The 12,848-nt window shown below is 39.8% G+C and carries 11 protein-coding genes; 6 read left to right on the top strand and 5 right to left on the bottom strand.

The genetic code is table 11. The annotated features are described in order from the left end of the window. Positions 1–7 precede the first annotated feature (7 nt). From HMPREF2732_RS03585 to rimI, 3 genes are read left to right on the top strand one after another with little or no spacing between them, the layout of a single operon-like run. Positions 8–604 (top strand): hypothetical protein, encoded by a 597-nt coding sequence (locus HMPREF2732_RS03585; protein ID WP_070591208.1) that lies wholly within the window; start codon positions 8–10, stop codon positions 602–604. 3 nt (positions 605–607) lie between these two features. Next, the gene (locus HMPREF2732_RS03580; protein ID WP_070591206.1) at positions 608–1,012 is read left to right on the top strand and encodes a DNA polymerase III subunit psi; all 405 of its coding nucleotides are present in this window, start codon (positions 608–610) and stop codon (positions 1,010–1,012) included. A 5-nt stretch (positions 1,013–1,017) separates the two neighbouring features. Next, positions 1,018–1,458 (top strand): ribosomal protein S18-alanine N-acetyltransferase, encoded by a 441-nt coding sequence (rimI, locus tag HMPREF2732_RS03575; RefSeq protein ID WP_070591956.1) that lies wholly within the window; start codon positions 1,018–1,020, stop codon positions 1,456–1,458. Between the two features lie 50 nt (positions 1,459–1,508). On the opposite strand, the gene fdhE is transcribed toward rimI, so the two are convergent. Genes fdhE through fdnG form a run of 4 tightly spaced genes read right to left on the bottom strand, consistent with a single transcriptional unit; the run spans position 1,509 to position 7,206 of the window. Further along, positions 1,509–2,417: a formate dehydrogenase accessory protein FdhE gene (gene fdhE / locus HMPREF2732_RS03570; RefSeq protein WP_070591204.1), complete on the bottom strand. Its 909-nt coding sequence runs from the start codon at positions 2,415–2,417 to the stop codon at positions 1,509–1,511. A 59-nt stretch (positions 2,418–2,476) separates the two neighbouring features. Beyond that, positions 2,477–3,193, bottom strand: a complete 717-nt coding sequence (locus HMPREF2732_RS03565; protein ID WP_070591202.1) for a formate dehydrogenase subunit gamma — start codon at positions 3,191–3,193, stop codon at positions 2,477–2,479. Beyond that, entirely contained in the window at positions 3,186–4,121 is a 936-nt protein-coding gene (gene fdxH, locus HMPREF2732_RS03560) for a formate dehydrogenase subunit beta (RefSeq protein WP_070591200.1), read from the bottom strand. Before fdxH ends, HMPREF2732_RS03565 begins: the two co-directional genes overlap by 8 nt. A gap of 1 nt (position 4,122) precedes the next feature. Then, positions 4,123–7,206 (bottom strand): formate dehydrogenase-N subunit alpha, encoded by a 3,084-nt coding sequence (gene fdnG / locus HMPREF2732_RS03555; RefSeq protein WP_148129035.1) that lies wholly within the window; start codon positions 7,204–7,206, stop codon positions 4,123–4,125. A 275-nt stretch (positions 7,207–7,481) separates the two neighbouring features. Here fdnG and fdhD point away from each other — a divergent pair, with 275 nt between their 5' ends. Beyond that, on the top strand, positions 7,482–8,291 hold the full coding sequence (fdhD, locus tag HMPREF2732_RS03545; RefSeq protein WP_070591194.1) for a formate dehydrogenase accessory sulfurtransferase FdhD: 810 nt from the start codon (positions 7,482–7,484) through the stop codon (positions 8,289–8,291). A 68-nt stretch (positions 8,292–8,359) separates the two neighbouring features. On the opposite strand, the gene HMPREF2732_RS03540 is transcribed toward fdhD, so the two are convergent. Further along, positions 8,360–9,406 (bottom strand): ABC transporter substrate-binding protein, encoded by a 1,047-nt coding sequence (locus tag HMPREF2732_RS03540; RefSeq protein ID WP_070591191.1) that lies wholly within the window; start codon positions 9,404–9,406, stop codon positions 8,360–8,362. Between the two features lie 146 nt (positions 9,407–9,552). On the opposite strand from HMPREF2732_RS03540, the gene uvrD reads away from it, so the two are divergent. Together uvrD and HMPREF2732_RS03530 are read left to right on the top strand one after the other, a co-directional pair. Further along, complete coding sequence (gene uvrD / locus HMPREF2732_RS03535) at positions 9,553–11,730, top strand: DNA helicase II (protein ID WP_070591189.1); 2,178 nt, start codon at positions 9,553–9,555, stop codon at positions 11,728–11,730. 109 nt (positions 11,731–11,839) lie between these two features. Further along, on the top strand, positions 11,840–12,844 hold the full coding sequence (locus tag HMPREF2732_RS03530; protein ID WP_070583213.1) for an ABC transporter permease subunit: 1,005 nt from the start codon (positions 11,840–11,842) through the stop codon (positions 12,842–12,844). Positions 12,845–12,848 lie beyond the last annotated feature (4 nt).

The following is a 12,848-nucleotide window of genomic DNA, read 5'->3' as shown; positions in this document are numbered from 1 at the left end:
ATTATTTATGAAAAAAATCATCACCGCAGTCGCAATGGCAAGTTTATTGTCTGGCTGTCAATTAATTGAACAACTTCAAAGTAAGGGAGGAAAACAACAAACTTCAACCTTACCAACTACTTCAACTGTAGAATTACCTGCTGCACAAGCACAAAGTTTAGATGCGCAATTTGAGCGAATCAAAAAGGGTAACGAAGAAGTCACATTTAATGGTGAGAAATTCTATAAACAAACGAAAGCCTTTGATAAATCAGAAGATCCGCGTTTTTTAAGTGGTGCGGCAAGTGTGGATCGTAGCAATCGTAAATTTATCACTAGTGAAACCTACTACTTAAAAGACCTTTCACATGTTCCAGCATTAACAACAAAATATCTTGATGCCAATAAAAAAGTATGTGAGTTAAAAACAATTGGAAGCGCTTCAGATGTTTACTATGCTTGTGATGGTAAAGATTTTCAACGTTTTATCGCGGTGATTTATCAAGCGAAAAATATTCTTTCTTTCCGTAGCTTAAAAGCGTATCAAGAAAAACCAACTGAAGCGCAAGAACAAGCAATTGTTAAAGGTTTAAGAGATTATCCGCTAGATACTATCGCTCGTTAATCTATGGATAGACGCAATCTTCTTTTAAATGAAATGGGAATAACCCGTTGGCAGCTCTATCGTCCAGAAGTATTACAAGGGGCGGTTGGTGTGAGTGTGTCTGAACAAGTGAAATTTATTGTGGTGGCGAAAGATAACATATCAAACGCCTCACTTTTTTCAGATATACGACTCGCACTTGAGTTAAATAAAGAAGATTGCCTTTGCCTGAATTTCGATCAAATTCAACATATTACTTTACAACATTCTGTGCGGTATTGGTTATTGGCTGAAAATGCTGATGAAATCGACCGCGCGTTGCCTTATTGCTTAAATGCAGAGCGTATTTATCGCTCCGTTGATTGGCAACAATTCCAGCAAAATAGCCAAGCTAAGCGTGAGCTTTGGCAACAAATCCAACAAATTTAATCATGATGCCTTCTCTATTTCCTATTGAAGAATGCGATATGGATCGCTTATATGAAATTGAACAAGTTGCGCATCTAGTGCCTTGGTCATTGGGAACCTTGAAAAATAATGTCGGCGAACGTTATCTTAATCTAAAATTAGTGGAAAAAGAGCAAGTGCTTGGTTTTGCAATTTGCCAAACGGTATTAGATGAAGCCACATTATTCAATATTGCGATAGATCCAACTCAACAAGGAAAGGGTTACGGTTCGTTTTTATTGCAAGGTTTAATGGATAAGCTTAAAGAGAAAGGCATTCAAACCCTTTGGCTTGAAGTGCGTGAATCGAATCCCGCTCGTTTCCTTTATGAAAAGCTGGGATTTAATGAAGTTGATATCCGTAAGAATTATTATCCTAAACCGGATGGTGGACGAGAAAATGCTGTTGTGATGGCATGTTATCTCTAGAATGCAAAAGTGCGGTCAATTTTGACCGCACTTTATCTAAAAATAAGACATTACACTTCTTCTGCAGGGAAGATAAATGGATTCAATCCACTACGAGCGAAGTCTTTTTCTTCCATTTCAATATCTAAGAAAATTGATGCCAAATCATCTGCTACGGCTTCAACATTTGGATCTTTTTCCTGGAACATCATTTTTAAGTAGCTTTGGCAATCACCACAGGTTTCAGCACGAATGAGAGCAAGTTCTTCGTTTAATGACCACATTTCAAGATTTTTGTGTTCATTACAGTTAGTGCATTGGGCACGAACCAAATTCCACTCGCTTTCACAGAGACTGCAGTGTAAATAACGTAAACCTTGCGATGTACCGATATGTACCACACTAGCAACAGGGGCAGAACCACAAACAGGGCAGTAATGCAAATTATCGATACCTTCTTGGCGGCTGTTATGAGGAATTTGTTGAGCCAATTGTAACCAATAAAGAGAAAGTGCCGCCCAGATAAAGACAGCTTTATCTGTGCTCACTAAATTAAATTCTTGGTTTAAAAGATGACTAGCCATCTCTTCAAGCTCTTTCTCTGAGGCTTTTTCAAGATTTTCAATGGTAGTAAGAACCTGTTCATTTGCTTTTGGTTTTATGCTATGTAAAATTTCTTTGAGATATTCAATCCAAATGCTTGAGCGTTTAAATGTTTTAGTATTTAACGGTTCAAGTTCATCTAAATTATCGAAATGCTGTTTTTCTAATGGATTTTTTTCAAATACGCTTAATTGGCTTTCCACAACATCTGCAGCAAAGAGTAAATAATCAGCCAATGGATGATCTTTCGCTAATTCTCTTAAACGTTTTGCACGACGTTGATAAAGATTTTTAGGGTTAGCAAACAAAACAGGCGGAATATCGTATGAATTCGTTTTTTGTTTGATTTCGTCTGCAGATAAGATTTTGATACTCATAATAGTCTCTTAAGTATTGATAAGAAAAAGTGCGGTCATTTTAACCGCACTTTTTGATTTTAGCCATTGATACCTTTGAACAATGCTTTGGTTTTTACTTTTTTACCTTCAGCTTCGTTTTTAAGATCTTCTTCTAGCTCAGGAAGTACTTCGTCGTTATACCATTTAGGGTGGTGTTTTTTCGCCCAGCGAACGGTTACCCAACCTTCCACGATACCACGAATGGAGCCTTTCACCCAGAATGCCATGTACATGTGTACCAAGATACCGGTGAACAACATGAATGCACTTAGTGAGTGAAGTAAAATCGCAAAACGCAACACTGGGATAGAGAAGTAGTGTGAGAAATATTGACGCCACATAATGATGCCGGTTACAAGCAAGGTAACCATCGCCAAGTTCAATGTCCAGAATAACATTTTTTGACCAAGGTTATACTTACCATTATAAGCAACAGCGTGTTCATTTCCTTTCAATACTTCAAGCATGCCTTTTAACCAGCGGATATCGTTTTTCTCTGGAATATTGTGATCCCAGTAAAGATAGCCAAGGAAAATAAAGGCAACAAACATAATGATACCGGTGAACGGGTGAATTGCTCGCGCCAGTTGCGGGGTACCTAAAATCTCAGTTAACCATGCAAAATCTGGGAAGAAGAAAGCCACACCAGTGAACATCGTCATAAAGAAGCAGATTACGAGTAGCCAGTGGCTAAAACGAGCAGGCGTTCTGTGACGAATGATTCGAGTATCATTGCTAATCTCAATCTTACTCATCTTTGCCCCCTTTTCTATCTTCTTCTTCAAATTCGTGGTGATGATCTTCCACGTCTTCTTCTACGTTTGGACCTACAGCTAAGTAGTGACCAATTTCAGCAAGCGCTAAACCACCCATTGCCACAGCGGCTACCGGTTTCAAGATATCTTTCCACAAGGTAACTGTTGGGTCGATTTGAGGATCTTTTGGTAATCCTGAATAAAGTTCTGGTTTATCTGCATGATGAAGTACATACATAACATGCGTACCACCTACGCCTTCAGGGTCGTAGATACCTGCATTTTCGTAACCACGTGATTTTAAGTCAGCAACACGTTGTTCTGCGTAAAGTTTCATTTCTTCTTTAGAACCAAAACGAATTGCACCGGTTGGACATGTTTTCACGCAAGCCGGTTCTTGGCCTACAGAAACACGATCCACACAAAGGGTACATTTGTACACGCGGTTGTCTTCAGGGTTCATACGTGGAATGTTGAACGGACAACCTGCAATACAGTAACCACAACCGATACATTTATCAGATTGGAAATCCACGATACCGTTCGCATATTGGATGATTGCACCAGGTGCAGGACAAGCTTTTAAACAGCCTGGTTCTGAACAGTGCATACAACCATCTTTACGGATTAACCATTCTAAACGATCATTTTCTTCCACTTCATTAAAGCGCATCACAGTCCATGCTTTTGCGTTGAGATCTACTGGGTTATCGTAGATCCCCACACATTGAGCATTAACATCAGAACGGATGTCATTCCACTCTGAACAGCCCACCTGACAGGCTTTACAACCGATACAGGTGGATACGTCGATTAATTTTGCAACTTCAACTTTATGATCACGCGCTTGAGGTGCTGGTGTTAAACCAGACGTAGCGGAGACCTTGATAATGTCTTGCGATTGAACGCCTTGACCACTTCCTGCCATATTATGCCTCCGCTTTCTCAATGTTTACCAAGAATGTTTTGTATTCTGGTGTTTGAGTGACTGCTTCACCCCAAGATGGTGTTAAGGTGTTGGTGGAGAAACCACGATTACCTTTACCATTTAAGGCTTTCATATTCCAGTGAATTGGAATACCCACGTGATGTACGGTACGTCCATCGACTTCTAAATCTTTCAAACGTTTCGTTACCACTGCTACGGCTTTAATGTAGCCACGGCGAGAAGTAATTTTCACCATATCACCTTTTTGGATGCCTTTTTCTGCTGCTAATTTCTCACCAATTTCCACGAATTGTTGTGGTTGAGCGATGATATTTAACGCAGATTGAGCAGTCCAACTGTGGAAGTGTTCGGTCAAACGATAAGTGGTTGCCACATAAGGGAAATCTTTGTTTGAACCGATAAATTCACGGTCTTCTTTATAAATACGAACAGTCGGATCAGAGACAACACTTGGGTGTAGTGGGTTAGTGTCAATCGGACTTTCAATTGGTTCATAGTGTTCAGGCATAGGACCATTCGCAATTTTATCTACAGCGAATAGACGGCCAACACCTTCTGCAGACATAATAAATGGACCTGCATCAGAACCTGGTGGTTGTGTGCCATAGTCAGCTACATCTAACCAGTTCCAGTTTTTACCGTTCCATTTGATTAATTGGCGGTGTTTATCCCAAGGATTACCGTTAATATCAAGTGAAGCACGACTGTAAAGGATACGACGGTTTGCTGGCCATGCGAAGCCCCAACCTAATGTACAACCTAAACCTGATGGGTCAGAGTTGTCACGGTTTGCGGTTTGGTTACCTTTTTCAGTCCATTGACCCACATAGATCCAGTTACCTGATGAAGTTGTACCGTCATCACGTAAGTGAGCGAATCCGTTAAGTAATTGACCTTTTTTATACATGACGTTGCCATCAGCATCGAGAAGATCAGCAAGCGCGTAACCATTCAATTCTTTCGCTAATTCTGTGGAGCTTGGTGAATGCGGTTGAGCATAGTTCCAAGTCATCGCTTCGAAAGATTCGATACCACGACCACCTTCTTTTTGATAAAGGTGATGCATTTCTTCACGAATCATAGAAAGAATTTCAACATCTGGTAACGCTTCACCTGGTTGGTCACAGCCTTTCCAGTGCCATTGAGCCCAACGACCAGAGTTAGCAATAGAACCATCTTCTTCTGCGAAACAGGTGGTTGGTAAACGGAATACTTCAGTTTGAATATCTGCTGGATTCACATTGTTTGATTCACCAAAGTTTTTCCAGAATTCAGAAGATTCAGTTTGAAGCGGATCCATCACGATTAAGAATTTCAATTTGCTCATACCTGCAACAGTTTTGTTTTTGTTCGGTAATGAGTTTAATACGTTGAAACCTTGTAAAATCCAACCGTTCAATTTGCCATCATTCATTAACTTAACATGAGTGATAGGGTCGTATAAGCGGTCTGCTTTTGGTAAGAAATCGAAACCCCAACCATTTTCTTTGGTTGCTTTATCACCATAGAACGTTTTCATCATACTCACGAAGAATTTCGAGGTATTACGATAGTAGTTCACTTGGTTTGGTACGATATCTTTTGGCGTAATCGCATTAATGTATTGTTCGTAAGACGTATCTTTGTCATTCGGTAAACGCATATAACCAGGTAAAGACATCGGCAATAAGCCCATATCTGTTGTACCTTGTACGTTTGAGTGTCCACGTAATGCATTAATACCGCCTCCTGGCATCCCCATATTACCTAAGAGTAATTGGATCATAGCCATTGAACGAATATTTTGAGTACCGATTGTATGTTCAGTAAAGCCTAACGCATATAAGTGCGTCATGGTTTTATTCGGTGCAGAGGTTTTACCAATTTCTTCACAGATTTGTAAGAAGAGTTTTTGCTTAACACCAGTAATACGTTCAACTATTTCTGGGGTATAGCGAGAAACGTGATCTTTCAAGATATTAATCACACAACGTGGATCTTGTAAGGTCATGTCACGTTTAGCATTACCATTTTCATCAAATTGGTAATTCCATTTAGATTTATCGTAAGTACGTTTTTCTTCATCAAAGCCTACGAATAAACCATCTTCAAATTTGAAACCTTCATCAACTAAGAATGAAGCATTGGTATAGTGTTTAACGTATTCGTGTTGAATTTGGTTAGTTTCCAATAAGTAACGGATCACACCCATTAAGAATGCGATATCAGAACCGGAACGAATTGGTGCATGAAGGTCAGCTACAGAAGCTGTACGGTTAAAGCGAGGGTCAACCACGATGATTTTCGCACCGTTTTTCTTCGCTTCGATCGCCCAACGGAAGCCAACAGGGTGAGCTTCAGCAGGGTTACCACCTTGAACAATAATAAGATTGGCGTTTTTGATGTCAACCCAGTTGTTTGTCATGGCACCGCGACCAAATGATGGAGCAAGACTTGCTACCGTTGGTCCGTGTCAAGTATTCGCTTGGTTACACATCGGCACTATGCCCAACATTCGAACCCATTTATGAGTAAGAAGTGCGGCCTCGTTGCTCATGGCGGAGGCGGTCATAATACCAGTAGAGGTCCAACGGTTAACGGTTTTGCCACTTGCGTCTTTTTCAACGAAGTTCGCATCACGGTCATCTTTTAATAAACGAGAAACGCGTTTGATCGCTTCTTCCCAAGAAAGACGAACCCATTTGTCCGAACCCGGTGCTCGATATTCAGGGTATAATGCACGGCTTTCACTATTAACATAGTCTAACGCGCCCGCACCTTTAGGACATAATGCCCCACGGCTTACCGGATGGTCAGGGTCACCTTCAAGGTGGAATAATTTAGAACGGGTATTGGTGCCTGTATGGCTGCTTAAAGCATCGTAAGGTTTGCCTGTGCTATATAACAACATACCACAGCTCACTGCACAATATGTACAGGTGTTACGGGATTCAAAAGCCCGTAATAATTTGTATTCACGTGGTGCCGCTAAGACAGATGATGGTGCAAAACCCAACATTGCCGCAGACGTCCCCGCCATACCACCTGCACAGATCTTAAAGAACTTACGTCTAGAGACCTGCATAATCACTCCTTCATAACGGCGAACCGTTAAGATATTTCGATAGTATAAATTCGTATAGATAATTTATTTGATTTCGTTAAAATAACGTATCAACCATTAAATTGATTATAACAATGACCAATTTAAACGGAGTCGATTTTAACTATTTTTTAACCGAAAATCTATAATCAAAACTTGTTATAATCGCTTTAAAACTTGAGCTAGATCACAAAACAAACATTTTTTGTTAAAAAAAAGTAACATTTTTACAACAGTCATTTTATTGGGAAAAAATAATGCACTGGATAATCCAAAAAACAATTAATTTTTTAAAAAAAACATCTGAAAATCCGACCTCACTTTTAGTGGAAAAACAAGATAGTTTGGCTGCGGAAGTCCCTGTTTCACTTGTCTATAATGGTATTGCACATACCGTCATGATGTGCTCTCCCCAAGATTTAGAGGATTTTGCTTTAGGCTTTTCATTAGCGGAAGGTATTATTGAGAAAAAAGCGGATATTTATGGCATAGATGTGGTGGAAGTATGCAATGGCATTGAAGTGCAAATTGAATTATCTAGCCGTCAATTTGTAGCATTAAAAGATCATCGCCGTACATTAACAGGTAGAACAGGATGTGGCATTTGCGGCACAGAACAAATCTCACAAGTTTATAAAAAATTGCCGAAATTAGACCGCACTTTCCAATTTAATTTAAATTTATTAGATGGCTGTTTAGAACAATTACAAGCTAATCAAACACTCGGAAAAGAAACAGGGGCGACACATGCCGCCGCCTTTTTTGATTTATCGGGTAATTTACTGGCGATTCGAGAAGATGTTGGGCGACATGTGGCACTAGATAAATTAATCGGCTGGCATGCTAAACAGAATCAACCGCAAGGATTCGTACTTGTTTCAAGCCGAGCCAGTTATGAAATGGTCCAAAAATCGGTAGCTTGTGGCATCGAGTTACTTGTTGCAATTTCTGCAGCAACAGATCTTGCCGTCAATATGGCTGAACAACACAATCTTTCCCTTATCGGCTTTGCTCGCCCTGGAAAAGCTAATATCTATGCGGGTAAAGAGCGGTTGGTTTTAGCTTAGTTTATCTATATAAAAACGAGTGCGGTCAAAAACATTCTTATTTTGACCGCACTTTTTGTTTATTCCTTTTATTCTTTTGGCGATTTACTCTCTAAGAGCACTTCAGAAACCCAACGTTGGGTGAGGCGTTTACCTTCTTGATCTGTACCAAATTTCATAAAATCAATATCCACCAGTTTTAATTTACCAGCCGGTAGGAAACCTGGTGCAGGTTCTGCATGGATATTGGTTGGAAGTTGGTAAGAGTCTGATTCTTTCCATGGAATTTCTTGTGCTTCTTTGCTTAGCACGAAATCCATAAATAGCTTGGCATTATCAAGGTTTCTAGCTCCTTTAATAATGCTTGCCCCGCCTAAAGAATAGCCTACGCCTTCGCATGGTAAAATGCCTTCAACTGGCGCACCATTTTTCTTCTCACGCGGATAAACCAACATAAAACCTAAATCAATCGCTACAGTACCGTTAGCCAAATAGTTGCTCGCAAGGCCTGTTTTGGTATGTTGCATGAGATTTGGCTCTAATTTTTTCAAATAATCAAAAGCTTTTTCTTCTCCCCATAATGTGGAAAAAGTGCTGATAAGGGAATAACCCGTACCAGAAACACGTGGATCGGGATATTGAATTTGCCCTTGATATTCAGGTTTTAGTAGATCTGCATAACATTTTGGCGCAGGAATATTCAATTCTTTCAATTTTTTAGTATTCACCCCAATGCCTAGTTCCATTAAGTAAATCACAGAGGTGAAATTACCGCGTTGATCCATTAAAGATTTAAACTGCGGCATGATATCTTTTTGTAATGGAGAACGATAGGATTCAAGCAAGCCTAACTCTGCGGCTTGAAGATGGGGTTCAATGGTGCCACCAAACCAGAAATCAGCTTGTGGGTTTTCTTTTTCCACTTTAATTTTGCCTAACACTACACCAGTACTATTACGCACAAATTGTGCATCTACATTGTATTTTTTACTAAAGGCTTGAGTGACTTTTTCGCATACAACGTTTTGCACGCTGCAATAGACGGTAAGTTTTCCTTCAGCCTGTGCGTGAGAAGTGTACGCGAGGGCGGTTAGGGCTGAAAGTGCGGTTAATTTTAGCGTTGTTTTTATTGACATTGTGTCTCCTTTAACTTCGTCAATATTTAGTAATTATTTGATATTGCTAATATAAAGGGACGGAGTAAATTTGTAAATATCAGGTTGTTTAAAAATATAATTCCCACTATAATCCCTGTAAATTTAACCAGATTAAAATAAGAGCAATGGATATTTCAGAATTACTTGATGGCTTGAATGATAAACAACGTGAAGCAGTGGCAGCACCGCTTGGTAATTACCTTGTACTTGCGGGGGCTGGAAGTGGTAAAACTCGCGTACTGACTCATCGTATTGCTTGGTTGATTGCCGTAGAAAATATTTCTGAAGGTAGCATTATGGCAGTAACCTTTACCAATAAAGCCGCTGCTGAAATGCGCCATCGTATTCAAGATACTTTATCCAAACATGCTCAATCCAATTTATTTGGCATGTGGATTGGCACATTCCATAGCATTGCCCATCGATTATTACGCGCTCACCATTTAGATGTGAACTTGCCACAAGACTTCCAAATTTTGGATTCTGAAGACCAACTTCGTTTAGTAAAACGCTTGATGAAATTGCACAATTATGACGATAAAGCATTTCCACCAAAACAAGCATGTTGGTATATCAATAATAAAAAAGATGAAGGTCTAAGACCGCAAGATATTAATGATTTTGGTGATCGCCAGGAAAAAGAGTGGATTAAGATTTATCAAATTTATCAAGATACTTGTGATCGTGCGGGATTGGTGGATTTTGCTGAATTGTTAATTCGTGCGTATGAATTATTTGCTAAAAAGCCCGTAATTTTACAACGCTATCAGCAACGTTTTCAGCACATTTTGGTGGATGAGTTTCAAGATACCAATAAAATCCAATATGCTTGGATCAAAATTCTTGCCGGTAATACGGGCAAAGTGATGATTGTGGGCGATGATGATCAATCCATTTATGGTTGGCGTGGTGCACAGGTCGAAAACATTCAAAAATTCCTAAAAGATTTCAATGCTGAAACCATTCGTTTGGAACAAAATTATCGTTCTACTGGCAATATTTTGAAAAGTGCCAACCAACTTATTTCGAATAATAGTGATCGCCTCGGTAAGAATTTATGGACCGACGGTGAAATGGGTGAGCCAGTAGGTATTTATGCAGCATTTAATGAATTAGATGAGGCAAAATTTGTGGCGTCTCAAATCCAAAATTGGGTAGATGACGGTGGAAAATTAGATGATTGTGCTGTTTTATATCGTAGTAATAGTCAATCTCGTGTCATTGAAGAAGCCTTGATTCGTTGTCAAATTCCTTATCGTATTTACGGTGGAATGCGATTCTTTGAACGCCAAGAAATTAAAGATGCGTTGGCGTATTTACGTTTAATTAATAATCGTCAAGATGATGCCGCGTTTGAACGTGTGATTAATACGCCTACGCGTGGTATTGGTGATCGTACTTTAGATGTGTTACGAAATTTAACCCGTGAACGTCAAATAACCTTATGGCAAGCAGTGCAAGTGGCCACACAAGAAAATATGCTAACGGGACGCGCTTCAACCGCATTGCTTCGTTTCCAAGAGTTGATTAATTCTTTACAGGTGGATACAGCTGAAATGCCACTGTTTGCACAAACTGATTTCGTGATTAAACATTCTGGCTTATACGATATGTATAAACAGGAAAAAGGCGAGAAAGGTGAAGTCCGTATTGAAAACTTAGAAGAATTGGTGACGGCAACCCGAGAATTTATCAAACCTGATGAAGCAGAGGATATGACCGATCTTACCGCCTTTTTAACTCATGCTTCTTTAGAAGCGGGAGAAGAGCAGGCTTCACCGCATCAATCTTGTGTGGAAATGATGACCTTACACTCAGCAAAAGGCTTGGAATTTCCGCGCGTATTTATGGTGGGGGTAGAAGAGGGCGTATTCCCAAGTTTCCGTTCATTTGAAGAGCCTGGTCGTTTGGAGGAAGAACGCCGTCTTGCTTATGTGGGCATTACTCGAGCGAAGCAAAAACTTACCATTTGTTATGCTGAAAGTCGTCGTGTTTACACGAAAGAAGAACGCCATTTACCTTCGCGTTTTATTGCAGAATTGCCATCAGAGTGCATTCAAGAAATCCGTTTACGCGGAACAGTCACCCGAGCATTAAACCAAGCGAAAGTAGGGAGTTTAAGCACGAGTTTGCCAGAAAATGAATGGAAAATGGGGCAAAAAGTGAAACATGAAAAGTTTGGTTTTGGCACTGTTATAAACGTTGAAGGCTCAGATAATAACACCCGTTTACAAATTGCTTTCCAAGCTCAAGGAATTAAGTGGTTGATTGCACATTTGGCAAAATTAGAAAAAGTGCGGTAGAATCGGGAGGATTTTATTGCAACGAGTATGAATATTGATGTTTATGCTCAAGGTGCCAAGTGCGAAAGCATTCGAAGAAATGACCGCACTTTTATCATGTGGGAAGTAGATGTTTAAATTTATTTTAAAACGTATTTTGATGGTGATTCCTACCTTTATCGCCATCACTTTTGTGACTTTTGCGCTCATTCATTTTATTCCGGGGGATCCCGTGGAGATCATGATGGGAGAGCGAGGTTTAACGCCAGAAGTTCATCAACAAATGATGAAACAACTTGGTCTCGATTTACCGTTGTATCAGCAATATTTCAATTATATTGGTAATGTAATACAAGGCGATTTTGGTGAATCATTCCGTACTCAACAACCTGTTCTGACTGAGTTTTTCACACTTTTCCCTGCCACGTTTGAATTGGCTTTCTTTGCACTATTTTGGTCATTAATTGCCGGCATTACGCTAGGAACGATTGCTGCCGTCAAGAAAGATAGCTGGATTTCTCATACCGTGACAGCTATGTCATTAACGGGTTATTCCATGCCAATTTTCTGGTGGGGATTAATTTTGATCTTATATGTTTCACCTTGGTTAGATTTACCACAAGGGGGACGTTTAGAAGACAGTTTCTGGATCGATACACCAACCGGTTTTATGTTAATCGATACTTGGCTTTCAGGCGTGCCAGGCGCCTTTGTAAATGCCATTAAGTCATTGATTCTACCATCTATTGTGCTAGGTACCATTCCACTTGCGGTGATTACCCGAATGACACGTTCTTCGATGTTGGAAGTGTTAGGTGAAGATTATATTCGTACAGCGAAAGCCAAAGGCTTAAGTTATACCCGAATTGTGATTGTTCATGCGCTACGTAATGCACTGATCCCTGTTGTGACCGTGGTGGGATTGATTGTAGGACAGTTATTATCCGGTGCAGTTTTAACCGAAACAATTTTCTCATGGCCGGGTATTGGTAAATGGATTATTGATGCGATTTCTAATCGTGATTATCCAGTCTTACAAGGCGCTGTGTTGATTATCGCTACAATTATTATTGTGGTGAATTTGACGATCGATTTACTTTATGGCGTGGTAAACCCACGTATTCGCCATCAATAAGGAG

Source organism: Haemophilus sp. HMSC061E01 (genome assembly GCF_001810345.1).
In the GTDB taxonomy this organism is placed as follows: domain Bacteria; phylum Pseudomonadota; class Gammaproteobacteria; order Enterobacterales; family Pasteurellaceae; genus Haemophilus_D.
Note: the sequence above shows the minus strand (reverse complement) of the source record. Positions and strands in the feature narration are given on the sequence as shown.

Excerpts from the sequence above, each read along its gene's own strand:
- uvrD (WP_070591189.1), top strand. The coding sequence starts at position 9,553 with ATGGATATTTCAGAATTACTTGATGGCTTGAATGATAAACAACGTGAA.
- fdxH (WP_070591200.1), bottom strand. The coding sequence starts at position 4,121 with ATGGCAGGAAGTGGTCAAGGCGTTCAATCGCAAGACATTATCAAGGTC.
- HMPREF2732_RS03585 (WP_070591208.1), top strand. The coding sequence starts at position 8 with ATGAAAAAAATCATCACCGCAGTCGCAATGGCAAGTTTATTGTCTGGC.
- rimI (WP_070591956.1), top strand. The coding sequence starts at position 1,018 with ATGCCTTCTCTATTTCCTATTGAAGAATGCGATATGGATCGCTTATAT.
- fdhD (WP_070591194.1), top strand. The coding sequence starts at position 7,482 with ATGCACTGGATAATCCAAAAAACAATTAATTTTTTAAAAAAAACATCT.
- HMPREF2732_RS03580 (WP_070591206.1), top strand. The coding sequence starts at position 608 with ATGGATAGACGCAATCTTCTTTTAAATGAAATGGGAATAACCCGTTGG.
- HMPREF2732_RS03565 (WP_070591202.1), bottom strand. The coding sequence starts at position 3,193 with ATGAGTAAGATTGAGATTAGCAATGATACTCGAATCATTCGTCACAGA.
- fdhE (WP_070591204.1), bottom strand. The coding sequence starts at position 2,417 with ATGAGTATCAAAATCTTATCTGCAGACGAAATCAAACAAAAAACGAAT.
- HMPREF2732_RS03530 (WP_070583213.1), top strand. The coding sequence starts at position 11,840 with ATGTTTAAATTTATTTTAAAACGTATTTTGATGGTGATTCCTACCTTT.
- HMPREF2732_RS03540 (WP_070591191.1), bottom strand. The coding sequence starts at position 9,406 with ATGTCAATAAAAACAACGCTAAAATTAACCGCACTTTCAGCCCTAACC.